This window comes from Streptomyces sp. NPDC052023, assembly GCF_044548465.1.
Classification (GTDB): domain Bacteria; phylum Actinomycetota; class Actinomycetes; order Streptomycetales; family Streptomycetaceae; genus Streptomyces.
Genome location: NZ_JBIUBW010000014.1, coordinates 38,461 through 62,809, shown reverse-complemented (window position 1 = coordinate 62,809; position 24,349 = coordinate 38,461). Strand labels below are relative to the sequence as shown.

The 24,349-nt window shown below is 71.6% G+C and carries 21 protein-coding genes and 1 pseudogene; 11 read left to right on the top strand and 11 right to left on the bottom strand.

All coding sequences use genetic code 11. The annotated features are described in order from the left end of the window. Positions 1-112 precede the first annotated feature (112 nt). Positions 113-571: a Crp/Fnr family transcriptional regulator gene (locus ACIHCM_RS25515; RefSeq protein ID WP_399900043.1), complete on the top strand. Its 459-nt coding sequence runs from the start codon at positions 113-115 to the stop codon at positions 569-571. 66 nt (positions 572-637) lie between these two features. Then, positions 638-793 (top strand): annotated as a pseudogene (locus ACIHCM_RS25510) (CBS domain-containing protein); the annotation flags it as partial. 66 nt (positions 794-859) lie between these two features. Here the strand turns inward: ACIHCM_RS25510 and ACIHCM_RS25505 are convergent. The 9 genes from ACIHCM_RS25505 to ACIHCM_RS25465 form a co-directional block, all read right to left on the bottom strand. After that, complete coding sequence (locus ACIHCM_RS25505; RefSeq protein ID WP_399900040.1) at positions 860-1,555, bottom strand: hypothetical protein; 696 nt, start codon at positions 1,553-1,555, stop codon at positions 860-862. Positions 1,556-1,632: 77 nt separating this feature from the next. Then, the gene (locus ACIHCM_RS25500) at positions 1,633-2,055 is read right to left on the bottom strand and encodes an SsgA family sporulation/cell division regulator (protein ID WP_399900037.1); all 423 of its coding nucleotides are present in this window, start codon (positions 2,053-2,055) and stop codon (positions 1,633-1,635) included. A 245-nt stretch (positions 2,056-2,300) separates the two neighbouring features. After that, on the bottom strand, positions 2,301-2,843 hold the full coding sequence (locus ACIHCM_RS25495) for a hypothetical protein (RefSeq protein ID WP_399900034.1): 543 nt from the start codon (positions 2,841-2,843) through the stop codon (positions 2,301-2,303). Between the two features lie 356 nt (positions 2,844-3,199). Beyond that, positions 3,200-3,553, bottom strand: coding sequence for a DoxX family protein (locus tag ACIHCM_RS25490; protein WP_399900031.1), 354 nt, complete (start codon positions 3,551-3,553; stop codon positions 3,200-3,202). A 113-nt stretch (positions 3,554-3,666) separates the two neighbouring features. Further along, the gene (locus tag ACIHCM_RS25485; protein ID WP_399900336.1) at positions 3,667-4,284 is read right to left on the bottom strand and encodes a malonic semialdehyde reductase; all 618 of its coding nucleotides are present in this window, start codon (positions 4,282-4,284) and stop codon (positions 3,667-3,669) included. 114 nt (positions 4,285-4,398) lie between these two features. After that, positions 4,399-6,417, bottom strand: coding sequence for an acetoacetate--CoA ligase (locus tag ACIHCM_RS25480; RefSeq protein WP_399900029.1), 2,019 nt, complete (start codon positions 6,415-6,417; stop codon positions 4,399-4,401). Further along, the gene (locus tag ACIHCM_RS25475) at positions 6,414-8,042 is read right to left on the bottom strand and encodes a bifunctional 3-(3-hydroxy-phenyl)propionate/3-hydroxycinnamic acid hydroxylase (protein WP_399900026.1); all 1,629 of its coding nucleotides are present in this window, start codon (positions 8,040-8,042) and stop codon (positions 6,414-6,416) included. The genes ACIHCM_RS25480 and ACIHCM_RS25475 overlap by 4 nt, the downstream gene beginning before the upstream one ends. Continuing rightward, positions 8,039-8,977, bottom strand: a complete 939-nt coding sequence (locus tag ACIHCM_RS25470) for a fumarylacetoacetate hydrolase family protein (protein WP_399900023.1) — start codon at positions 8,975-8,977, stop codon at positions 8,039-8,041. Before ACIHCM_RS25470 ends, ACIHCM_RS25475 begins: the two co-directional genes overlap by 4 nt. After that, on the bottom strand, positions 8,974-10,119 hold the full coding sequence (locus ACIHCM_RS25465) for a VOC family protein (protein WP_399900020.1): 1,146 nt from the start codon (positions 10,117-10,119) through the stop codon (positions 8,974-8,976). Before ACIHCM_RS25465 ends, ACIHCM_RS25470 begins: the two co-directional genes overlap by 4 nt. Before the next feature lie 137 nt (positions 10,120-10,256). On the opposite strand from ACIHCM_RS25465, the gene ACIHCM_RS25460 reads away from it, so the two are divergent. The 5 genes from ACIHCM_RS25460 (at position 10,257) to ACIHCM_RS25440 (ending at position 14,711) form a co-directional block, all read left to right on the top strand. Further along, positions 10,257-10,922: a TetR/AcrR family transcriptional regulator gene (locus ACIHCM_RS25460; protein ID WP_399900017.1), complete on the top strand. Its 666-nt coding sequence runs from the start codon at positions 10,257-10,259 to the stop codon at positions 10,920-10,922. A gap of 138 nt (positions 10,923-11,060) precedes the next feature. Further along, positions 11,061-11,717, top strand: coding sequence for a TetR/AcrR family transcriptional regulator (locus tag ACIHCM_RS25455; RefSeq protein WP_399900014.1), 657 nt, complete (start codon positions 11,061-11,063; stop codon positions 11,715-11,717). 210 nt (positions 11,718-11,927) lie between these two features. Then, the gene (locus ACIHCM_RS25450) at positions 11,928-12,137 is read left to right on the top strand and encodes a ferredoxin (RefSeq protein WP_399900011.1); all 210 of its coding nucleotides are present in this window, start codon (positions 11,928-11,930) and stop codon (positions 12,135-12,137) included. Next, entirely contained in the window at positions 12,127-13,494 is a 1,368-nt protein-coding gene (locus tag ACIHCM_RS25445) for an NAD(P)/FAD-dependent oxidoreductase (protein WP_399900008.1), read from the top strand. Before ACIHCM_RS25450 ends, ACIHCM_RS25445 begins: the two co-directional genes overlap by 11 nt. Before the next feature lie 32 nt (positions 13,495-13,526). Then, on the top strand, positions 13,527-14,711 hold the full coding sequence (locus ACIHCM_RS25440; RefSeq protein WP_399900005.1) for a cytochrome P450: 1,185 nt from the start codon (positions 13,527-13,529) through the stop codon (positions 14,709-14,711). A gap of 360 nt (positions 14,712-15,071) precedes the next feature. Here the strand turns inward: ACIHCM_RS25440 and ACIHCM_RS25435 are convergent, their stop codons facing one another. Further along, positions 15,072-15,701, bottom strand: coding sequence for a TetR/AcrR family transcriptional regulator (locus ACIHCM_RS25435; RefSeq protein WP_399900002.1), 630 nt, complete (start codon positions 15,699-15,701; stop codon positions 15,072-15,074). Between the two features lie 187 nt (positions 15,702-15,888). On the opposite strand from ACIHCM_RS25435, the gene ACIHCM_RS25430 reads away from it, so the two are divergent. The 4 genes from ACIHCM_RS25430 (at position 15,889) to ACIHCM_RS25415 (ending at position 22,411) form a co-directional block, all read left to right on the top strand. Next, positions 15,889-18,354 carry a SpoIIE family protein phosphatase gene (locus tag ACIHCM_RS25430; RefSeq protein WP_399899998.1) on the top strand — a complete coding sequence of 822 codons (2,466 nt, stop codon included), beginning with the start codon at positions 15,889-15,891 and terminating at the stop codon, positions 18,352-18,354. A 126-nt stretch (positions 18,355-18,480) separates the two neighbouring features. Continuing rightward, positions 18,481-20,835: a SpoIIE family protein phosphatase gene (locus tag ACIHCM_RS25425; protein WP_399899995.1), complete on the top strand. Its 2,355-nt coding sequence runs from the start codon at positions 18,481-18,483 to the stop codon at positions 20,833-20,835. 262 nt (positions 20,836-21,097) lie between these two features. After that, the gene (locus ACIHCM_RS25420; protein ID WP_399899992.1) at positions 21,098-21,622 is read left to right on the top strand and encodes a TetR/AcrR family transcriptional regulator; all 525 of its coding nucleotides are present in this window, start codon (positions 21,098-21,100) and stop codon (positions 21,620-21,622) included. 336 nt (positions 21,623-21,958) lie between these two features. After that, positions 21,959-22,411, top strand: a complete 453-nt coding sequence (locus ACIHCM_RS25415; protein WP_399899989.1) for a universal stress protein — start codon at positions 21,959-21,961, stop codon at positions 22,409-22,411. A gap of 167 nt (positions 22,412-22,578) precedes the next feature. Here ACIHCM_RS25415 and ACIHCM_RS25410 read toward each other — a convergent pair whose 3' ends face one another. Next, complete coding sequence (locus ACIHCM_RS25410; RefSeq protein ID WP_399899987.1) at positions 22,579-24,306, bottom strand: GAF domain-containing protein; 1,728 nt, start codon at positions 24,304-24,306, stop codon at positions 22,579-22,581. Positions 24,307-24,349 lie beyond the last annotated feature (43 nt).

Sequence of the window (24,349 nt, the reverse complement as noted above, 5' to 3'; positions counted from 1 at the left end):
GGCCCGCCCGCGCGGGAAGAGCCTGGGATCAGCGGGCCCCACGGCTCCCGGAGGGCCGATGACCGTTCAGCCCCTGAGCCGGTCACGCGGGCCGGAAGAAAGGACCGGAGCGATGACCTCCACCACCACCTCGGCCAGGGGCCTTCCGGCCGAGCACCGCGAACGACTGATGCGGATCGCCCGCGAGGTGTCCTTCGACGCGGGTGTCCGTCTGTTCGAGGAGGGCCGGCGCGCCGACCGGTTCTGGATCATCCGGACCGGCACGGTCACGCTGGACCTGAAAGTCCCCGGCCGCCGCGCCGCCGTCATCGAGTCCCTGGGGCCCGGCCAACTGGTCGGCTGGTCCTGGCACTTCCCTCCGTACCTCTGGCACCTGGGTGCCGAGGCCATGAGCCCGGTACGCGCCTGGGAGTTCGACGCGGACGCCGTGCGCGCCCTGTGCGCCGAGGACCCGGAATTCGGCCGCGCGATCGCCCACTGGGTCGGCCACGTGGTCGCCGACCGGCTGCACACGTCGCGGAGCCGGCTGCTGGACCTGTACGCCCCTTACGGCAGCGGGAGCCTGATATGAGCGCACCGCCGCGGCGTGCGGGCCTGCCTCGCCGTCCGCCACACCGGACCGCACGAGGAGGAGACCATGCACGGCCGTGCGCACGTCGTGAGCGACGTCATGACGCACACCGTCGTGGCCGTCGGCCGTGACGCGCCGTTCAAGGACATCGTCGGGCTCATGCAGCAGTGGAAGGTCAGCGCCCTGCCCGTGCTGGCGGGCGAAGGCCGCGTGATCGGTGTCAGCACAGGGGGAGGGGTGCCGTCGGCGGCCGGCACCGCTGCCGCGACGTGGTCCTCGAAACGGAGACTACGGGTTCGTACCGGCGTCGCCCTCGTCCTGCGAAGAGCCTCGCGGCCTGGTCTCGCCCTTGGTGCGGGCGTTCCTTGCATGGTCCTCCAGGAGCTCCCGGATCGCGGCGTCCGCCTTTCGCTTGTCTTCCTTCGTCAGTTCCAGAACTGCGTTGACGTAGACGGTGTACCGATCGGGTTGCGTGATGTTGTTGGCCCTCAAGGTGAATGTCAGCAGTCGGCGCCACCCCTTGCGGTGGCCGACCCTCACCTGGACTTCGACTTTGTAGTCACGCGCCTCCAGAACGACTCCGGTGAACGGTGCCTCGAACTCGATGATGAGTTGTTGCGCTTCTCTGCCGGACACGACGAATCCGGCCGGCACCCTCGCTTCCTCGTCCGGCCCGGGTTGGAGACGGGACGGCGAGGCGATCCACAGAAGCGGCAGATGCGAAGCGGGCTCATCAGGGAAGGCCAGCCTCAGGTCCTGGACGACTATGGGCCTGGCACCCGTGTTGTGAAGGACGAGTGGAAGCCGCAGGCGAACCACGGAGCCGTGAACGATCGCCGCGAAGGAATGGGGCTCCCACGACTTGAGACACCCCTGTCTGGCGTTGAGCCACCAGAACGAGGCAACGGTGAAGAGCAGTGCGCAGACCGACACCACGCCGGCGGCAGTAAGCGAATCGGACGCAACCTGCTCAGCGGCTGCCATCAGCGGAAGCACAAATTCAGTCTGCCAGCCTCAAGGTGGGCACGCCATGAACACCTGCCGCACCTGCCGCCCGTCCGTCATCCCTCGGCAAGGAAGTGGGCCAGCAAGGCGTGCCAGTCGACATACCGGGACTCGCCCCCTCTGGGCACCACCGACTCCGTTTCCCGCAGAAACATTCTGATTTCCCGAGCCGGGGCCTTGAGCAGAGCCGTACCGCTCGGCGGGCTGAACAGGATGCACACCTCGCGGCGGTCGTGCTCGCCGGCGGGCCATACGCGTACGTCCCCCTCACCGGCGGGGCCTTCCAGGCCATCGGTCAGAAGATCTCGTCCAATGATCCATTCCACCGTCTCGTCGCTGCCCACAACGGTGAACGCGGCACGGACGGCATAGGGATCACCGGGCTCGTACCGCAGACTCATGCTCACGGAGAAGGACACCTCCGGGGAGGCGACAAGCTGCACGGACAACTCGCGGAACAAGGTTCTCGACGAGTTCATGGTTCTCACTCTCCTGGTGCCCCGTCGACTGATACGGAGGGCCAAGGGCTACCGCCGTCATCGCAGACGCCGGCAGAGAAGCGGGTACTACGGGATCGCAGGGCCGGCACGAGAACGCTCGCAGGCTCATCGCGTGCCGTCCCGACGGGTACCCGGCCGTCAGGGGCGGGCGAACCCACCACTGACGGCCGGGACGTCACAGGGACGCGACCGGCACCATGCGCCGGACAGAGACGCTTCGGCTGTCAGCGCCCCAAGTGGTACCGGTCGTGACTGTCGTGGCCGTCACGGTCCGAGCGGTCCCGGTCACGATCCCGGCCGTCGTCGTGGCGGCGGTCCCACCGGTCGCCGTCACGGTCCCGGCCGTCGTCGTGGCGGCGGTCCCACCGGTCACCGTCACGGTCCCAGCGGTCGTCGTCCCGGCGGTCCCACCGGTCGCCGTCACGGTCCCGGCCGTCGCAGTCACGGTCCGACCGGTCCTCGTCACGGTCCCACCGGCCACCGTCACGATCCCACCGGACGTCGACGTAGCGGCCCCACCCGTCGCAGTCACGGTCCCGGTCATCGCCGTCCCGTCGGTCCCGGCGGTCGCCGTCGTCACGCCCCCAGCGGTCGTGGTGGTCCTCGTCCCAGCGGTGGTCGCCGGCCTCGCGGCCGGCGACCGGGCGCTCGGCGTGCGCGGAGGTGGACGTGGCGGCCGACGCGGTACCCCCGGTACCGAGAACGGCTCCGCCTGCCACCGCCAGGGAGGCGACAGCGACACATATGCGGTTCGCGAGGTTGCTCACGATTTCTCCTTCGGCTCAGAGCGACCGTCCATGCGACGGTGCTCGGATCACTCATGCGATGCGCGGGGCGGTCTTCGACGGCATGAGGGGGGCTCTCCCTCATGAACGCCGGTCGGCTCTTGCACTACGTCACCGGCGCCGGGAGGGGCCCAGCCGTCACGCCCCCGGGTTCCGTACGGCGTACGGAAGCCTCTGCAAGTAATACCATACAACGTATGGAAGATCGAAGTAGGAACGGCCGCCTCAGGAGCCGGTACGGACGCCTGGACGCCGAAAAGCCCGTTCTCCCCGCGCCGAACCGGCGGGTCGAACGGGCTGTTCAGCGGAGAGCGCACTCCGGCAACGCCTGGAAAGGACTACCCCGCGCCCCCGGTAAGCAGCACGAGGTACCAGGTCACGAGCGCCCCGCACACCACCGCGGGCACGAGCTTGGCCGGTGCGTCGCGCTTGCGCACGTGAGTCGCCGCCGCACCGGCAAGCAGCAGCAACAGCCCTGCGCCGGCCAGGACTCCGCCCAGCGGTACGACCGGGCCGAGCGCCACGCCGATGGCGCCCGCCAGCTCCAGCGCACCGATGACGCGGTAGGCCCCTGTGCTGAAGCCGGCATGTGCGGCCAGCTCAGGCATGGGCCCCAGGGCCAGGAGCTTGGACACACCCAGCAGGGCGAAGATCAAAACGATGAGACAGATCACAATGGCGTAGAGGTACATGAGAGCTTCTCGGTGATGTGGAGGATGGAGGCGCTCGCCCGGCAGAGCGGGAGCCCTGGTGCCGCGGCTGGGACAGCCGCTGCCGCGCGACCGGGCGGCGGCGGTGAGTGCCGTCAGGCCCAGGCGACGGCGTCCTCGACGGGCACGCGGGGCAGCCGCGGGAACCACGGGTCGGCACCGGGGTGACCGATGTTGACCACCAGATGCGAACGCCAGCTCGTACCGGCGAAGAACTCCTCGTCCACGCCCGCCCTGTCGAAGCCCGCCATGGGGCCCGCCGCCAGCCCCGCCGCGCGCACCGCGAGCAGGAAGACCCCGGTCTGCAGCGCGGAGTTGTAGGCCGCGAGGACCTCCCGCTTGCCGGCCTGGTCCGCGAACGCCGCGCGCAGCATGGCGCCGCGCGCCGGGAAGACGGTCGGCATCTGCTCGTGGAAGTCGACGTCGTACGCCAGGACCGCCACGGCCGGCGCCTGAAGCGTCTTGGCCCTGTTGCCCTCGTCGAGGTGCTGGACCAGTCGCTCCTTGCCCTCGCGGGTCCGCACGAAGAGCGCACGGAGCGGCTGACCGTTGGCGGAGCTCGGCGACCAGCGGGCGAGTTCCCATATCGAGGTGAGTTCGTCGTCGGTGACGGGCACCTCGGCGAAGGCGTTGGCGGTGCGGGCCTCGGTGAACAGCAGCTTGCGGCCGGCGTCGTCGAGGACGTCGAGGGGCTGCGGTTCGCGGTCGGTCATGCTCACGGTTTCTCTCTTACGTCAGTGTGCGAATGCAGTGCCGGCTGAGCGGGTTCTCCGCGCCGGCACCACTTGGTGGGACAGAAGTTGACGAATCGCCCCCCCGGACGGCGGTCATGTGCGGTGTGCCGCCCGTTCACTCCGCTCAGTGCCCAGCCTGGCGAAGTAGGCGATCAGGTCGGGGTCGTCGACCGCTGCGGGGTTGAGGACCTGCTCGGCGGGGGCGCCTTGGAGGAGCCGTTTGACGGGGACCTCGAGTTTCTTGCCGGTCCTGGTGTGCGGAATGGCCGGCACGGCGACGATCTCGTCGGGTACGTGGCGCGGTGAGGCGCCGGTGCGGATCGCGTCGCGGATCTTCTCGCGCAGGGCGTCGTCCAGGGTGACGCCGGGCGCGGGGACGACGAACAGGGGCATCCAGTAGCCGCCGTCGGGTTCCTCCGCGCCGATGACGAGGGCCTCGGTGATCTCGGGGAGGTTCTCGACGATCTCGTGGATGTCGGCGCTGCCCAGGCGCACGCCGTTGCGGTTGAGGGTGGCGTCGGAGCGGCCGTGGACGATCACGGAGCCGTGGGAGGTGTGGGTGATCCAGTCACCGTGCCGCCACACGCCGGGGTAGGCCGAGAAGTAGGCGTCGCGGTAGCGGCTGCCGTCGGGGTCGTTCCAGAAGGACACCGGCATGGACGGCATGGGCCGGGTGACGACCAGTTCGCCGACGCGGTCGCGGACCGGGGCGCCCTGGGCGTCGTAGGCGGCGAGCGCCACGCCCAGGTAGGGGGCGGACAGCTCGCCCGCCCAGACGGGCGTGGTGGGGGCGCTGCCGGCAAAGCCGGAGACGACGTCCGTGCCGCCGCTGGTGGAGGCCAGCTGGATGCCCGCGCCGACGTGGTCGCGTACCCAGGGGTAGGCGGAGGCGGGCAGGGTGGATCCGGTGGAGCCGACGACGCGGATGGCCGACAGGTCGTGCGCGGTGGGTTCGACGCCGAGCTTGGCCATGGCCAGCAGGTACTGGGGGCTGGTGCCGAAGACGGTGACCTTGTGGCGGGCCGCCAGCTCCCACAGGACGTCCGGGCGGGCCTGGGGTGCCGGGCTGCCGTCGTAGGTGCAGGTGGTGGCGCCGGTCAGCAGGGTGGAGACGACCAGGTTCCACATCATCCAGTGGGTGGTGGTGTACCACAGCAGGCGGTCGCCGACGCCCAGGTCGCAGTGCAGGCCGAGGATCTTGAGATGTTCGAGCAGGACGCCGCCGTGGCCGTGGACGATGCCCTTGGGCAGGCCGGTGGTGCCGGAGGAGAAGACGACCCACAGGGGGTGGTCGAACGGCACCGGGGCGAAGGTGAGGTACTCGGTGCGGGTGACCGCTTCCCCCCAGGGAATCGTCAGCCTCGCGTGCCGGTCCTCGGGCCAGGCGAGGCCCACGTGGTCCACGAGAACCGTCGCCTTCAGCGAGGGCAGGGCGCCGGCCAGTTCGAGCGAGGCGTCCCGGCGGTCGTGCGCGGTGCCGTTGAAGAGGTAGCCGTCCGCGGCGACGAGGACGGTGGGCCGGAGCTGGGCGAAGCGGTCGGCGGCGGCCTTGGGGGCGTAGTCCTGGCCGCACACCGACCACACCGCGCCCAGGCTGGCGGTGGCGAGGAAGGCGATGACGGCGTGGGGGGTGTTGGGCAGGTAGCCGACCACCCGGTCGCCCTGTCCGACGCCCAGGTCGCGCAAGGTCGCTGCGACGGAGGCGACCCGGGCGCGCAGTTCCCGGCCCGTGATCTCGTGGCCGGAGCCGGTCTCGTCCAGCGCGGTGATCGCGGGAGCGTCCGCTTGCAGGTTGCGCAGCGCGTGCTGGGCGTAGTTCAGGGTGGCGCCGGGAAACCAGCGGGCGCCCGGCATGGTCTCCTCGGCCAGCACCCGCTCGTGCGGCGTCGTCGCGTCGATGTCGAAGTACTCCCACACCGCGGCCCAGAACCCCTCCAGGTCGGTCACCGACCAGCGGTGCAGGGCCTGGTAGTCGGTGGGGTCCTCGATCCCTTCGGCACCCTGATGCCGGGCCACCCACCGGGCGAAGTCCGCGATGCGGCTGCGGGCGGCCGCCTGCGGGTCGGGGGTGAGGAAGGGTTCCGGACACGGCGTGGAGTGCGGGGTGGTCATGACGGGGTGCTCCTCAGCAGGGGGACGGTCCGGTCCTCGGCTGGACGCCGGGCGGTGTGCAGCAGCGGTGCCCATGTGGCGGTGTCCGTGAAGTCGCCGGTGCCGGCCGGGACGGTGTCCAGCACCACGCGGTCGGGACGCAGCAGGACGGCGTCCGCCCGGCCCTTGGCCAGCCAGGCGGCCAGGGTGCCGCCGTCGCGCAGATCGTCCGCGCGGACCGTCGTCGCGCCGAGTGCAGTGGCCACGGCCGTCATCCGCGCGGTGGGCGGTACGACGGTCACAACGGCGAAGGAGTCCCCCAGCACGTCGTCGAGGCGCACCCGCCCTTCCTCGTGCCGCACCCAGGGCTGCGGGCAGAGGGTGCCGGCCAGCGCGCGGCCGGTCGGCCGCAGGCCGCGCCGTACGAGCGGGCCGGCGGTCAGAGCGGGGCTGAGGTCGCGGCTGATCGCGGAGGTCAGACCGGGAACACGGCAGGCCGCGCCCACCACCGCCCGGCGGACCGCGGCGGCGCGGTCCTGTCCGCCGGTCATGGCCCAGCCGACGGCGACCGCGAGGCGGATCATGTGGCGCGCGTGCGGCTTGCGTTCGCGCTCGTAGGTGTCCAGCAGCCCGTCGTCCGCGCCGCCCCGCCCGAGGACCCGGGCCAGCTTCCAGGTGAGGTTGTGTGCGTCGCGCAGCCCCGCGCACAGACCCTGCCCGATGAAGGGCGGGGTGAGGTGTGCCGCGTCGCCCAGCAGGAAGACGCGGCCCCGGCGCCACCGGTCGGCCACGCGGGCCCGGAAGGTGTACTGCGCCTGCCGGATCACCTCGAAGTCGTCGCCCCACGAGGCGTCGGACGGCAGGTCCACCCACGGAGCGACGAGCTCCCGCAGGCGCTCGAGCCCGTCCGGGCCGTCCAGGGACTCGCTCTCGGGGAGCCGGAACTCCCAGCGGTAGCGATCCTCGGTGACGCGCATGAAGGTGGCCGGCCGGGTGGGGCAGCAGATCTGCTCCGCTCCGTCCCAGGTGCGCACCCGGCGGCTGGTGCGCACGTCGATGACGCGCCAGCTCTCCTCGAAGTGGAGGTCCTCCCACGCCGCGCCGATGGCCTCGCGGGTGAGGCTGCCCGCGCCGTCGCAGCCCAGCACGGCGTCGGCCCACAGGTGCTCCTCCTCGTCGCTGCCGTCGCGACGGAAGGCGATCCGGACCGCACCCGGCCCGTCCTGGGAGGGGTCGACGGACACGACCTCCACCCCGCCCCACAGCTCGCACTCCGGGCGGCGCGCCAGGGCGTCGCGCAGCAGGCGCTCCAGCTCGGGCTGGTCGAACATGGTGAGCTGCGGGAAGCCGTGGTGTCCGTGCGGGGAGCGCGGGAACTCGGCGATCAGGTGGTGCCGGGCATCGAGCAGCCGTAGCCCGGGCGCCGGGCGGGCGAGGGCGGCGAACTCCTCGTGGACGCCGACACTCTGCAGGATCCGGCGGACCTCGTCGTCGACGACGACGGCGCGCGGCAGCGGGTAGACGTCCCGGTGGCGTTCCAGGACGAGGCTGCGTACGCCGCGCCGGGCGAGCAGGAGGGCTGCGGTGACCCCCACGGGGCCCGCACCGATGATCACCACCGGCATCCGGGACGGTGCCGTGCTCATGGGGCGTCCGTCACGGGGGTCCGCTGCTCGCCCAGGTCGATCCGGCCGTCCGGGGTGGCGATCGTGGCGGTGACGACATCGCCCCTGCGCAGGTAATGCGGGTTCTTGGCCTGCCCGTTGAAGAAGGCCTTCCACTTCAGTGCCGGCGGCAGCAGCGCACCGATCTTCTCGACCGGTTTGGGCGGCGCCTTCAGGGCGGTGCCGCCGGGCGTGCCGGTCAGCAGCAGATCGCCCGGGTCCAGGGTCTGGAAGCGCGCGAGCAGGGTCAGCGCCTGTGCCGGCCGGACGATCATGTCGGCCAGCGTGCGGTCCTGGCGCGGCTCGCCGTTGACCGACAGCCGCAGCCGCAGGTCGAGCAGATGGGCGAAGTCCCCGGGCTCCAGCAGGGCCAGGTAGGGCCCCGTGGGCGTGAAGGTCGGGTAGGACTTGCTCTCGTAGAACTGGGTCTTGGTCAGCTGGACGTCGCGGGCGCTGACGTCATTGGTGATCACGAGCCCGGCGACGTACGACGGCAGATCCTGCTCCGCGACGACGGTGCCCACGGGCAGGGTGGCGCCCATGACGAGGCCGAGTTCGATCTCGTAGTCGAGGAACTTCACATGCGCGGGGCGGACGATCTCCTCGTGCGGTCCGCTGACCGAGCCGGACGCCTTGCGGAAGAAGGTGGGCGGGATCTCGCCGGTGAAGCCCGAGTCGCGGGCGTGGCTGCGGTAGTTGACCATCTGGGCGACCACCCGGCAGGGGGTGGTGACCGGAGGCAGGGCCGCCAGGTCGGCGACCGGTGTGCCGCTCTCGGTGGAGGCGGCGGCCGCGTGGACCGCGTCCCGTTCGGCGAGCAGCTCGGCGGTGGTGACCGCCTTGGTGTCGACGCGGACGGCGCGCTCGTCCCGGACGGCCCACCAGCCGTCGGCGGTGCGCAGGACGTTGGTGCTCATGAGCTCATCGCTTTCATCAGGCCCAGCAGGCGGGCGGGGTCGAGTTCGTTGTCGCCGCGCAGGGCGGTCATGACCTCGCGGAGCTTGGCCGGGGACGGGTTGGTGCCGAGGAAGTCGCGGGTGACCGGCGGGCCCCACTGGGCCAGGCCGCTGGCCGACATCGGCGCCCAGCCGGGCTCGACGTCGCAGGAGAACAGGTCGCCGTCGGCGAAGTGCTCCAGCATGAAGTGGTCGGGGTCGCGCCAGTAGTCGAAGAGCTGGCTGCCCTGGATGTGCCGGCCGATGCCCCAGCTGCGCCGGTAGCCTCGCTCGGCCAGGTACTCCCCGCCCGCGGCGATCGCGTCGAGGTCGGTGACCTGGTACGCGGAGTGGACGTATCCGGTGCCGGGTCCCAGGTGCAGGGCGAGGGTGTGGTGGTCGACGGCCAGGCTGCCCTGGTCGCAGCGGATGAAGGCCATGGTCGGACCACGCCCGCGCTGCCCGTCGAGGAACAGGAAGTCGGACACGATCATCCCGAGCGTGTCCAGGTACCAGTCCAGCGCCCGGGCGAACACGCGGGTCTCCAGCACCACATGCCCCAGCCGCTGGATGCGCGAGGGCTCACGCGGCGGACGCTGCGTGGCGTTCGTACGACGGTGGTCCGTGCCGAAGTTGAGCACGAGCGGCCGCTGTTCGGGCAGCGCGGGCAACTGCTCGGCGCAGTGCACGACCCGGACCACGAAGCCCGAAGGGTCGAGCAGGGCGACCGACCGTCCGCCACCGGGTACGTCGGCGTCGCGGACGCCGCTGCCGGTGGCGCGGGCCAGCCGGTCGAGGTCGGTCCGCTCGGCGGCGCGGAACGCCGGCCCGATGAAGCGGGACGCGGGCCCTCGCCGGATGACCATGCAGGGTGAGCCGGCGAAGGTGCCCCGCAGCCACAGTTCCCGCTCGGTGCGGGCGGCGATCGCGAAGCCGAAGTCCCGGGCGAACACCTCCGCCCGGTCCAGATCCGGCTTCTCGAACTCCAGCCAGGCCAGGTCCGCCGCCTTGATCACGGGGTTCCGGGACCGGCCGGGGTGCTCTCCGCGCAGGGCGCCCTGCTCGCTGTGGAGGTCTTGGTGGGCCGTCCGGGGATCGGCCCGGTCAACAGGGGAGTGGGACATGGTGTCCTCCAAGCAACACTGCCGCAATGAGGAAATCATCAGCTTTGTTGTAACCCATCGTCAATAGGGAAGCAACAATAAATTGATGATCTCATCAGAGGTGGGAGTGCCATCGCAGTGGTTGTTACACTCGCGGCATGCCGACGTCAGCCCCGCCCAAGAACCGCTTCGAACGGCGCCGCGCGGAGACCCGTCAAGCGCTTGTGCGCGCGGCCCGGCAGATCCTCGCGGAGACGGGCGACACCAGCGCCAGCATTCAGGCGATCGCCGAGCGCGCGGACGTCGGCTTCGGCTCCTTCTACAACCACTTCCAGTCCAAGACGGAGCTGTTCGACGCCGCGGTGGCGGACGCCCTGGAGGAGTTCGGACAGGTCATCGACGAGCGCGTGCAGGGGATCGAGGACCCCGCCGAACTCGTCGCGGCCGGCTTCCGGCTCACCGCCCGGATGACCGACTCCCACCCGGAACTGCTGCGGATCCTGCGCGATCGCGGCCTTGCCCACGTCCACTCCGACCGCGGCCTCTCCCCCCGCGCCCTGCGCGACCTGGAACGCGGCGCCGACTCGGGCCGCTTCGCCATCGGCAACCCGGCCACCGCCCTGTCCGCCCTGGGCGGCACCCTGCTGTCCCTCGTCGCGCTGCGGCTGGACCGCCCCGACCTCGACGGCGACGAGGCCGCCTCCGACCTGGCCGAGATGGTCCTGCGCATGCTGGGCGTACCCTCGGACGAGGCACATGAGGTCACCAGGCGCCCCCTGCCAGGCCTTGACCGAGCCGTCGCCGACGGGCCGGCATCCGGCTGATGCCGTGCGGGCCCAGCAGGCTCCAGGCGAGCGGGGTCCGGCCGAGCACACGAGGCGAGGCCGCCGCCGCGATCACCAGGCCGCCGCCGGGCACCGCAGGAACCACGCACGGAATCACCCGATGATACCATACGGTGTATGGAAAAGCGGCGGAAGCCCCCCAGGGGGACGAGGAAGAGAGACGTACCGCTCACCGAGGACGGTATCTACGCCAAGGCGCTGGAACTCATCGACGCCGACGGGGTCGAGGCCCTCACCATGCGCAAGCTCGCGGCGGCGCTGGACGCGAACCCGATGTCGCTGTACCACCACGTGCCGAACAAGGACGCCGTGCTGGGCGGCGTGGCCGAACGCGTCGGCTCGCAGTTCCGCACGGGGCAGCGGGAGGGCCTCCCGTGGCAGGAGCGGATGCGTCAGCTCGCCCACGACTTCCGTGAATTGGCACACCGTCACCCCAAACTGATGGAGTACTCCTTCCGGCGCGCCGACTACATCCAGCCGGAGGACCCCTTCTGGCGGGGACTGCTCGACGTCCTGACCGCCGCGAAACTGCCCGCCCCGGAGATCCCCCGCGTCGCCGCCACTCTGGTCGCGGTGTTCACAGGCCTGCTGGCCAGCGAACTGACCGGAGCACTGCAGCGGTGGAGCACCCTGCGGCCCGCGCAGGACGACGGCGACCGGAAGGACCTGCCCGCACCCTCCAAGGACATGATCGACACAATGTTCGACCAGGCGCTGGACGCGGCGATCGCCGGCGTGGAGAACCATCCCGGACGGGCCCACGAGAAGGACTGACGCTCACGGCTCCTGGCCGGCAACTGGGCAACTTCCCCCAGGCCTTCACTCACCTCGCCCTCATCGGCGCCGCCTTCGGCCTCGACCGCGCCCCGGGCTGACCCGTCGCCCTCCGGTGGCTCGACGCGATCCCCGCCGTGGCCGTGCGAGCCCCCCGTTCTCACCTCATGCTGGAGATGAGGGGGTGCGGCGACGGAGGGAGTGGTGGGGATGCGGACCGTTGTGGATCTCACCCGCTGCCAGGGCTACGCCCAGTGCGTGTTCCTCGCTCCGGAGGTCTTCCAGCTGCACGGGGAGGAAGGCCTGCTGTACGCCACGGCCGTCCCCGAGGACCAGGTCGAGCGTGTGCGCCAGGCCGCGGCGGCGTGCCCGGTGCAGGCCATCCTGCTCGGTGAGGAGGTGAGCGCCGGTGCCCGGTGACCTCAAGGACGGCCGTATCGTCGTCGTGGGCGCCTCGCTGGCCGGGTTGAGAGCCGCGGAGGCGCTGCGTGACGAGGGCTTCACCGGCTCACTGACCGTGGTCGGGGACGAACGCCACCCGCCCTACGACCGGCCGCCGCTGTCCAAGCAGGTGCTGCTGGGCCAGGCGACCGCGGACACCACGGAACTGCCGATGCGCCGCGACCCGGAAGCCGACTGGCGGCTGGGAGTACGCGCCACCGGCGTCGACCTGCTCGCCAAACGCGTGCTGCTGGCCGACGGCGAATCACTGCCGTACGACCGCGTGCTGATCGCCACCGGAACCCGGGCGCGGCCCTGGCCCGACCCCGATGAGGCCGCCCTGGACGGGGTGTTCACCCTGCGCACGCGTGAGGACGCCGCGGGACTGGCCGAGCGGCTGGACGCCGGGCCCGAGCGGGTGCTGGTGATCGGCGCCGGCTTCACCGGCTCGGAGATCGCTTCGGCATGCCGGGAGCGGGGGCTGGAGGTCACGGTCGCCGAACGCGGGCCCGCGCCTCTGGTGGGGGCCCTCGGCGGCACCCTGTCCAAGCTCGCGGCCGTCATGCAGCGCAACCACGGCGTGGACCTGCGCACCGGGGTGACGGTCACCGCCCTGAACGGCAACGGCGGCTTCACCGGCGCGGAGCTGTCCGACGGCAGCCGCGTCGAGGCCGACGTCTGCGTCGTGGCGCTGGGGGCGGTCCGCAACGTCGAGTGGCTGGCGGAGTCCGGGCTGGCGGCGGGCCCGCGCGGGATCGCCTGCGACGCCGGCTGCCGCGCCTTCAACATGTACGGCATCGTCACCGACGACGTCTTCGTGGCCGGTGACGTCTCCCGCTTCCCGCACCCGCTGTTCGGCTACCAGATGCTCTCCCTGGAGCACTGGGGCAACGCGGTCGAGCAGGCCCGGGTGGCCGCCCACAACATGGTCAGTCCGGGACCGTTGCAGCGCCCGCACCTGGCCCTGCCGACGTTCTGGTCGACCCAGTTCGGGCTCAACATCAAGTCGGTGGGCGTGCCCACCTTCTCCGACCACGTGGTCATCGCCCAGGGCTCCCTGGAGGCGCGCCGTCTGGCGATGGTCTACGGCTACCAGGGACGGGTCACCGCCGCGGTCACCGTCGACATGGCCAAGTCGCTCGACTACTACGCGCACCTGATCGAGACGGCTGCTCCGTTCCCTCCGCCACCCGGAGCGGCGGACCGTGCGATCGCGGCCGACATCACGATTCCGTCCGAGGTGCCGGATCCGCGGGGGTTGTCCCACGGCCCGACCGTGGCGCTCACCGGATACCTGCCGGACCGCCGGCTGACGCTGGTGCAGCCCACCGGCTGACCCGTGCACCCGTCCCACGACGAGGAGCCACGATGGCCTCCGACACCCTGCTGGCACGGATCACCGACTACGCCAGCCGTCCCGACCCCTACCCGCTGTACGCGGAACTCCGCGAGGCCGGTCCCGTCGTACAGCAGGCGGACGGCAGCTGTCTGGTCGGCACCTACCACGAGCTCGCCGCTCTGCTCCACGACCCTCGGATGAGTGTCGATCCCCGCAGCCGTGGCGAGGTCACGCACAAGCCGCCCTTCCTGCGTCTGGACGACCCCGAACACCACCGGCTGCGCACGCTGGCCATGCGGCCGTTCGGCCCGCCGCACAGTCCGGGACGGGTCGATTCCCTGCGCGGCGAGATCGCCCGGGTCACCGAGGAACTGCTGGAGCCCTTCCGGGCGGGCGGGCAGCTCGACGTCGTCGACGACTTCGCCTACCCGCTGCCCGTCACCGTGATCTGCCGCCTGCTCGGCGTGCCGAACGAGGACGAGCCGCTGTTCCGCGGATGGTCCGACGCGCTGGTCGCGGCCGCCGACGTCCGGCCCGGCGAGGACACCACCGAGACGGACAAGGCGGGCGAGCAGGCACGCATGGAGCTGGGCGGCTACCTCGTGAACCTCGCCGAGCGGCGCCGTGGCAAGCCGGGCGCCGACATGCTCTCCGCCTTCGCCAACGAGCCGGACCCGGCCCTGCGGCTCACGCAGGAGGAACTCGCGGAAACCGCCGTACTGCTCCTCATCGCGGGCCACGAGACGACGGTCAACCTGATCGCCAACGGGGTGCTCACCTTCCTGCGCCACCCCGAGCAGCTGGACCACCTGTGCCGCGAACCCGGCCTGCTGCCGCAAGCGGTGGAGGAACTGCTGCGCTACGAGCCCCCGGTGCACATGCGCGAGCGCATCCCCCGCGCCGACATCGACGTCGCCGGCACCACCATCCCCCAAGGCACGTCAGTCGTCATGGTGGTGGCGTCGGGCAACCGCGACCCGCTGCGGTTCCACGACCCCGAACGCTTCGACCCCACCCGCCCGGACATCGAGCACCTGGGCTTCGGCAGCGGCATCCACTACTGCTACGGCGCGCCGCTCGCCCGCATCGAGGCCCAGGCCGCCCTCGGCTCGCTGCTCCCCCGCCTGCGCACCGCACGCCTGGTGGAGGATCCGCCCCCCTACCGCCGGAACGCCATGCTCCGCGGGCCGCGCCACCTGCCGGTCCGCCTGTGAGGTCGCGGCTCGCCGGCATCGCACCGCAGGCGCTCTCGTCCTCCGGTGGAGTCCGCCTGCGGCGTCCTTCGGTGGTCAGGGGTGGCGCGCTCCCGCGACGTGAAGGAGCGGGGTTGCCGGGCTGGGGGCCACGCAGACCTGGCCGCGGTGCGGTCGGCGAAGTACGTCCCCCCGAGCGTCAGCCCGGCAGCGACGCCCCGGCTCCGGCCGTGCCTGCCCGTAGGCATCCGCACCGGTCACCGGCCATCTGCCGCGCCGGCCGCGCGAGGTGGTCCACCTGCCCGCATGACATGCGGGGCCGGGCCGGCCCGCTGCGAGGTACGACCGGGTCTCGGCCGTCAGGGCTGATGGGGGCTCCCGTCACGCTTCGGCGGGAAGGGAACGCCGGGCGACATCGCGTGCCTCGTCGCGGGAGAGGCCCAGCATGTGCAGGAGCATCTCGGCCATGGTGCCCGCGGCTCGGTCGCTGTCGGCGTGGGACTGGTTGAGCCAGAGTTCCAGGAGCGCCAGCAGGCTGCCGTTCAGCGCGGTCAGGGCGACGACCGGGTCGGCAACGCTGAAGCGGCCCGAGGCGATGCCCTGCTCCAGGTCACGCTTCGCGCGCGGATCCGGTCCGCGGCCGGCGCAGATGCGGCCGATTCCGCTGTGGCACAGGATCCGCATGATCTCCGGATACGACCCTGCCATGCGGGCGCTGAGCCGTATGCCGCAGGCGATGCGCTCGGCGGGATCGCCGACGCCCCGCAGGCGTTCGTCGACGGCTCGGGCGTACTCCTCCAGCGCATCCGCGACGGCCGCGTCGAACAGGTCCGGCTTGCCCGTGAAGTGGTTGTAGAAGGAGCCGAAGCCCACGTCGGCACGCTCTGCGATGGCGTGGATGCTGGCGTTGGTGTCGCCGGACTCGGCCAGGATCTGCCGCGCGGCACGGACGAGAGCCTGCCGGGTCTCGGCACGACGGCGTTCGTATCGGTTCCTGCGTGAGACTTGCATCGGCGTTCACCATGACCGATCCGGCATATCTGATAAGTTCATCATCGCAACTTTTGTTCCTTTTGTCCAATTGACTCCTTGGGCGTCTTCGGTGAAGCTTTCATCAAGTTTGACCCAATTCACTGAGTGCGGATCCGACGCAGCTGCCGTCCTCAGCCACACCCGGGAACCCGAAGGGAGAACCGCTGTGCACGCCTCCGAGACGGCACTCGCCGAGCCGGTGAACACCGGCGAGATACCCGACGCGGCGATAGCCATGCTCGACGCGGAGGGCACGGTGGTCGGCTGGACGCAGGCCGCCCAACAACTGGTCGGACACACGGCCAAGGAGATAGTGGGCCGCTCCGCCGCCCTCGTGCTGCCGCCGGCCGAGGACGCCGTGAGGGCCAGAGCGGTCGCCGAGCAGTGCCGTGCCGAGGGCGGCTGGTCCGGCACCGTGCAGGTCCGCCACCGCGACGGCCACACGCTGAGAATGACTCTGCGGGTGTCGTTGCTGTGGGGACGGGACGCGAGCACCCGATGGCTGGTGTCCGTGACCGACATCGGCACACTCTCCACGGGCACGGCCACCGGACCCGTGCGGGAGTCGCTCCTCGCCCACGCGCCCATCGGCATCACCGTCTACGACCCGCAGTTGCGCTGTGCCTGGGTGAACGACGCCAAGGAGCGCCAGGACGGCATCCCCCGAGACCGACGCTTCGGACGCGGGCTGAAGGACTGGCTGCCCGCCTTCGAGGCCGAAGCGCTCGAGGTGGTGATGAGGCAGGTGCTGCAGAGCGGCACCACCATGGTCCACGAGTACCGGGCCTGGCCGCCGGCGGACCCGCGCCGTGAGCACGCGTTCTCGGCCTCGTTCTTCTGCCTCCAGGACGCGGACGGCACGCCACTGGGCGTGTGCTCCATGACCGTGGACGTCACCGGAAACCGGCGGGCGCGCGAGCGGCTGGCCATCCTCAGCGAAGCCAGCACGCGCATCGGCAGCACCCTCGACGTCATGCAGACCGGGCAGGAACTGGCAGACCTCGCCGTGCCCCTGCTGGCCGACCTCGCCGTCGTCGACCTGGTGGAATCGGTTCCGTTCGGACTCGACCTCGCCGCGCGGACCGGACCGGCGAGCGGCCGCCGCCCTGTGTTGCGCCGTGCCGGGGTGGCCTGCGTCGACCTGGGTGTCCTGGAGTTGCCGGCGGTGCGCGAAGAGGTGATCCACGTCCCGCCGGCCTCGTCGTTCGCCGCCGTCCTGCGCACGGGCAGGTCGCACCTGGAACCGGTGCTGGACACCCATGCCGGCCCCTGGGTCGACCACGACCCGGAACGGGCGCGGAAGGTACGCGACAGCGGCTTCCATTCCATGCTGGTCGTACCCATCCGGGCGCGCCGCAGCGTGCTGGGGCTGGCGGTGTTCGGGCGCTCGCAGGAGCCGACGCCGTTCCAGGAGGACGACCTGCTGCTCGCCGAGGAACTCGTCACCCGGGCCGCGCTCTCCCTGGAGAACGCGCTCCAGTACGCGCGCGAACGCACGGCAGCCCTGACGCTCCAACGCGACCTCCTCCCCCACCATGTGGGAGGCGGTTCCGCCGTCGAGGTCGCCTCTCGCTATGTCCCGGCCGACATGGACCACGGCGTGGGAGGCGACTGGTTCGACGTGATCAAGCTGTCCGGCGCCCGGGTGGCCCTCGTCGTCGGAGACGTGGTCGGACACGGGATCAACGCCGCCGCGACCATGGGCCGGTTGCGCACCGCCGTCCGCACACTGGCGGACCTGGAACTGCCTCCCCAGGAGCTGCTGGCGCACCTCGACGCAACGGTCCGGCGGCTGAACGACGAGAACGAGAAGGACACCGACGACCAGGGCACGGCGCCCGCGGTGGTGGGCGCCACCTGCCTGTACGCCGTCTACGACCCGGTCACCCGGCGGTGCGCGATCGCACGGGCCGGGCACCCGCCGCCCGCGATCATCGACCCTCATGGCCAGGTCACCTTCCCCGACCTGCCCGCCGGAGCACCGCTCGGCCTCGGCCTCGGGATGGTCCCCTTCGAGTCCACGGACATGACCCTGCCCGAGGGAAGTGTCCTCGCCCTCTACACCGACGGTCTGGTCGAGTCCCGCGACGACGACCTCGACGTCGGCCTGCGCCGCCTGGGTGCCGCCCTGGCAGAGACCGGTTCATCCCTGGAAGACCTGTGCTCCCAGGTGATCGAGGCCCTGCCGACTCAGGCACCGGCCGACGATGTCACCTTGCTCCTCGCGCGGACTCGCGGACTCGAGCCGGCCCAGCTCGCCTCCTGGGAACTGCCGAACGAGCCGGGCGCCGTGCACACCGCCCGGCGCCTGGCCGCCCGTCAGCTCGGCGTATGGGGGATGGGGCATCTCGTGACCACCGTGGAGCTGATCGTCAGTGAACTGGTCACCAACGCCATCCGCCACGGCCACGGGCCGATCAGCGTACGGCTCATCCGGCATCAGGTCCTGACCTGCGAGGTTTCCGACACCAGCACCAGCCATCCACGCCCGCGGCATCCACACACCCTCGACGAGAAGGGCCGCGGCCTCCACCTCGTCGCTCGGCTGTCCCGCAGGTGGGGCTCCCGCGCGGCATCGGACGGCAAGGTCGTCTGGGCCGAACAGGACCTGCCCTGCACAGCCGCCGCGTGAGCCGGCGGGCAGCGCGCTGCCCGCAACCAGAGGTGCGTCGTCTCGGGTTCGGACGCCCTCCGTCACCGCAGCCCCCTACCAGGAAGTGGCAACATGGGCACACACCACCTGAACCGTTCGTCCCCGGTGCGTGATGCACAAGGGGGGCACGCCTTCGACGGCGTGGCGGCCGCCTTGCTCGACGGTCGGGGGACGGTGCTGCTGTGGACCGGGGCGGCGAAGGCCCTGACGGGCTTCACGGCCGAGAAGGTCTGCGGCCGCTCCGTACGGGAACTGCTGGCCGACCGCCCCGACGAGCCGAACGGGTCCACCGAACTGCCGGCATCCGGCAGGACACGACTGCGGCACCGGTCCGGCGACACCGTCGACGTCACCTTCCGGATCTCGGCGTTGGAAGGCTCCGCGGAGTTCCTCGTCCTGGCGGCGCCGGCGGACCACGTCACCGACCACGAGCAGGGCGCGGCACTCCTGCGCGCGCTGTCCTCACAAAACCGGATCACGATCGCTCTGCATGACACGGACCTCGTCACCGTGCAGACGAACGCCACCCCGGGCACTGCGGACGGCCGCCGAGTACAGCCCGGCACCCGGCTCCGCGACGTGCTCCACGCCGAGGACGCCGAGCGGCTCGAGGCAGTACTGCGCCGGGTGCTCAGCACGGGAGTCCCGGTCATCCGCAGGAACCTGCACGTCGGCTGGCGGCACGATCCGGCGCGGCGACAGGCCCTGTCACTGTCCGCCTTCCGTCTGGAGGACACGCGAGGGCACCCGACGGGGGTGGCGGCCCTGTACATCGACGGCACGAAAGACCTGCGTACTCGACGACACCTGGACCTCACCCGTGCCGTGGCCGAGCACGCGGGACGGTCGCTGGACGTCGCGCGCGCCGCGCAGGATCTCGCGGACGTACTCGTACCGGCCCTGGGGGACTTCGTCGCGGTCGACCTCGTGAGTTGCGTCTTCGACGGGGACGAACCCGTGAAGCACCCGCGCGGAGCGGATCTGCGTCTGCGCAACGCGGCCCAGGCTCCGGCCACGGTGGAGTGGCCGTCCGGCATCCGCCTCGGCGCCCCCGTCCCCCACCTTGCCCAGCACCCCATCGACTTCCCGAGCGGTGAGACGGTGATCCACGACCGTGACCACCTCGTCTCGCTGATCCACGACCCGGGGCTGATCGAGTACCTCGTCCCGGAGGGCGCCCATTCCGTGATGGCGGCGCCGTTGTACGCCCGCGGCCTCACCCTCGGTGACATATCGGTCTGGCGCACCGGCCGCTCCGACCCGTTCACCAAGGACGAGGCGGACCTCCTCACGCAGATCGCCTGGACGGGCGCGCTCGCCGTCGACAACGCCCGCCGCTACACCCGCGAGCACCGAGCCGCCGTGGCTCTGCAGCAACGTCTCCTTCCCCCCGCCACGACCGACACTCCGGCGGCCGAGACCGCCGGCGTCCACCTGCCCGCGGGCGGTGGAGCGGACGTCAGCGGCGACTGGTACGACGCCATCACACTCCCCTCTCTGCGGCTGGCCCTCGTCGCCGGAGACGTGATCGGCCACGGCGTGCCCGCGACCGCCACCATGGGCCGGCTGCGCTCCGCCATCCAGACCCTCGCGGACCTCGACCTCGAACCGGACGAGCTGCTGACCCGGATCGCGGACGTGGTGCAGCGACTCGCGGCCGAAGCACCGCCCGACGACCACGACATCATCGGCGCCACATGCCTGTACGCGGTCTACGACCCCGTCACCCGGCGCTGCGCCCTGGCCAGTGCCGGGCACCCACCCCCCGTCCTCGTGCGGCCCGACGGGAGTGCCGAGACGATCGAGGTCGCCCCCGGGCCGCCACTCGCCGTCTGCGGCATGCCGTACGAGACCACCACCGTCGAGCTGGAGCCGGGCAGCGTCCTCGCGCTCTGCACCAACGGCCTGATCGAAGGGGGCGACCGCGACATCGACCAGGGACTCCGGCGCCTGACGCATGTCCTCGCCGCGTCCTGCAGTCCGGACCGCCCTCTGGCCGAAACCGGTCGAACCGTCCTCGCCGGCCTGGCGGGGCGGGCGCCGCGCGACGACGCGACTCTGCTGCTGGCCCGCACCCGCGCCGTCCCGGCGAAGGACACCGCCCGCTGGGACATCCCGGCCGATCCGTCCGCCGTCTCCGCGGCCCGGGAATGGACAGCCCGTCAACTCACCCTGTGGGGGCTGAGCGACCTCCTGTTCACCACCGAAGTCATCGTCAGCGAACTGGTCACGAACGCCATCCGCTACGGCCGTCCGCCGGCGCAGCTGCGCCTGATCCGTCATGACGTGCTGGTCTGCGAGGTCACCGACTCCAGCTGCAGCCAGCCGCGTCTGCGGCGTGCCCACATCACCGACGAGGGAGGACGCGGTCTGTTCCTCGTCGCTCAACTCGGCGCGCGCTGGGGCTGCCGCCATGGACAGAACGGCAAGACGATCTGGTCCGAACAGGTCATCGGGTAGCGCGAAGCCGTGGGCGCCGGTGCTCCCTCAAGCACCGGCGCCCACTCACCCTTGCCCGAGGTGGCTTGGATGTCCCGCCGACAGGTGTCAGGGGACGAGGATCAGGCTTGGTGGGCCGTACGACGTTTGGGAAGTCGAGCGCAACCCCGACCGCACAGGCGGACCGCGCGCATGGAGTCACTTCCATGCAGCGTATGGCACTACTACCGTACGCGGTATGGAAAAGCCGAAGCGCCCGCCGCGGGGAACCAGGAAGAGAGAAGTGCCTCTGACCGAGGCCGGGATCTACGCCGCCGCCCTGCGGCTCATCGACGCGGACGGTGTCGAGGCGCTCACCATGCGAAAGCTCGCGACGGTGATGGACGCGAACCCGATGTCGCTCTACCACCACGTGCCGACCAGGGCCGCCGTGCTGCGCGGCGTGGCGAGAACGGTCGGCACCCGGTTCCGGACCGTGACGCTGGAGCACGCTCCCTGGCAGGAGCGGGTCCGCCTGCTCGCCACGGACTTCCGGACGCTGGCACACCGCCATCCCAAGCTGATGACCTACTCGTTCAGCCATCAGCCGGACTTCATCCAGCGCGAAGACCCGTTCCTGGCCGCGCTGACCGCGATCCCGGGCGCCGCGGGGGTGCCGCTGCGGGAGAACCCGGAGACCGCCGCCGTCTGCGCCGTCGCCGGGGTCCTCACCGCCGCATTCAACGGCACGCTCCACGTGGGCGAAGCTCAAGCCCGCCCTCATCCCCGCGGCCCGGACGGGCGAACCCGCGAGCCCACGCCCCGATGAGGACCGCGTCTTCCGTCTGGTGCTGGACACGATCATCACGGGTCTGGAAGGCAGGGCGGCCGCGGAGTCGTGACGGCCATGGACATCGGGCCGGGTGGGCCATCCGCCCGGTCGGCCCCCGCGTCCCGCAGACGAGTGAGCAACAGCCACACTGCTGCGACCATCGTCGCGCAGCCGGGAAATCCCGTCGTCCTTGCGCCGGCAGACCCTCCGGATGACGCGGGCGCCCTGGGACGGCCCGGGATTGCGCCGACGGCGGGAGCCGCCCGGCTGGCGCGGGGCTGCCGGTGCGGGCAGCGTGGAACTGTGGAGACATCGACTCGTGATGAGGTGGCCATGCATTCCTCTGAGCCGGTACCACGGGTGGTCGTGGGAGTGGACGGTTCGCCGTCCTCCTACGCGGCGCTGCGCTGGGCGGCCCGGTACGCGCAGTCGGTCGGCGGTGTCGTGGAGGCGGTGCACGCCTGGGACACGCCTTCGTCCGCCGGTTTCAGCGGCCCCGCGATCGACCCGGACTTCGACCTGGAGCAGGCCCGGGAGCGCTTCACGGAGGAGTTGGGCGCCGTCTTCCCGGACGAACGTCCCGCCGGGCTGCGCCAGGAGCTCGTGGAGGGCGACCCGTCGGAGGTGCTGATCCGCGCCTCGCAAGGAGCGGAGCTGCTCGTGGTGGGGAGCCGCGGACGAGGCGGCTTCGCCCGGGCGATGCTGGGCTCGGTCAGTCAGCGCTGCGCCCAGCACGCGGCGTGCCCGGTGGTCATCGTCCGGCAGCACCAGGATCCGGCGCACTGACCTCCGCATCCACGCCGCGGCAACCCCGCGCAGGTCTGCGGCTGGGTCCCGGTCATCACGGTGCCTCCTCGGCGCCGGACCGCCGGGATCGGCGTCCGGCTGAGGGGGCCCGCGCCACAGGGCCGACCGGGGCGGGACGACCGGCGAGCGGCCCGGAACAGACCGCGCTACGCCTCCCCCACCGGTACCCGCCACACCAGCCGCGCCCCGCCTTCGGAAGGACTGGTCACCTCCAGCGAGCCGCCCAGTTGCTCCGCTCGGTCGGCCATGTTCCGCAGGCCGCTGCGGCGGCCGTCCGGCGGGATGCCGACGCCGTTGTCCGCGACCGTGAGGGTCAGCGTGCCGCCGTCGGTCTCCAGGACGACGTCGGCACGGTCCGCGTGAGCGTGCCGGGCGACGTTGGCGAGTGCCTCGGACAGGACGGCGAGCGCGTGGTCGGCGGTCTCCTTGGGGACCTGGGTGTCCAGCAGGCCCTCCATGCGGAGGCTGGGAGCGAAACCGAGCACCGGCGCCGCTTCCCCGACCGCCCGGACCACCCTGGCGCGCAGTCCCTGCCCGACGGCGTCGTCGCGCGAGCGCAGCCCGAAGATCGTGGACCTGATGATCTTGATGGTTTCGTCCAGGTCGTCCACGGCCCGCGCGACCCGCTCCGAGGCCTGCGGATGCTCGATGAACCGGCCGGCGCTCTGCAGCGTCATACCGGTGGCGAACAGCCGCTGGATGGCCAGGTCGTGCAGGTCACGGGCGATGCGGTCGCGGTCCTGGAGCAGTGCGATCTGCTCGGCGTCCCGTCGGCGCTCGGCGAGCTCCATGGCGACCGCGGCCTGGGCGGCGAAGCCCTGGAGCGGTTCGGTCTCCTTCTCCGAGAACGCCGTCCGGCCCGCCGCGCGGGCCAGCAGCACGACTCCTCGAACGCCGTCCTTGCCGCCGATGGGCACGGCCACCGCCGGGCCGAGCGTGCTCACCAGCCCGGGATCGGCCGACACCCGGTCGTCGACGGCCACGTCGGGGCTGGTGACCGGGACGCCGGTCGAGAAGGCCTGGCCGATCAGGCTGTCCCCGGCGGGCAGCACCCGCCCCCGGTGTGCGTCGGCCTCCTGGCCGATGGCGAGTTCCACGGTGAGCGAGCCGGTGTGCTCCACGGGCACCGCGACCACGGCCAGGGCGGCGCCGGTGTTCTCCCTGGCCCGCTCGGCGATGAGGGCGAGGACCTCGGTGCGTTCGCTGCCGGACAGCAGCCGGTGGGTGATCTCGGCGCTGGCCCGCAGCCACCGCTCCCGCAGCCGGGACTCCTCGTAGAGCCGGGCGTTGTCGATGGCCACTCCGGCGGCCACGGCCAGAGTGGAAAGCACCGACTCGTCGTCCTCGTCGAACTGTGCCCCGCCACGTTTCTCGGTCAGGTAGAGGTTGCCGAAGATCTGGTCGCGGACCCGGATGGGGACGCCGAGGAAGGTGTTCATCGGCGGGTGGTTCGCCGGGAAGCCGTACGAGGCGGAGTGCGCGGAGATCTTCTCCAGGCGCAGGGTCTCGGGGTTGCGGATGAGTTCGCCGAGGATGCCGTGTCCCTCGGGATAGTGGCCGATCCGGGCGATCCCCTCGTCGCTGATGCCCACGGTGAGGAACTCCGACAGCCGCCTGCCGTCCGGGCCGATCACGCCGAGGGCGGCGTACTCGGCGTCCACCAGTACGGCGGCGGCCTGCACGATGCCGCGCAAGGCCTGCTGAAGGTCCAGTTCACGGCCGACGGAGAGCAGCGCCTCCAGAAGGCTGTGGACGCGGTCGCGGGTTCCCCGGGCCGCGTCCAGGCGGGCCTGGAGCTCCTCCAGGAGCTCGTCCAGCCTCAGCTGCGGCAGCCGCACACGGGCTTGTACCCCGGGCTCCTTGGGGCGTCCCACCGCTGATCCTCCAGGTCCCCTTGATCTGTCCCGGGCCGAACGT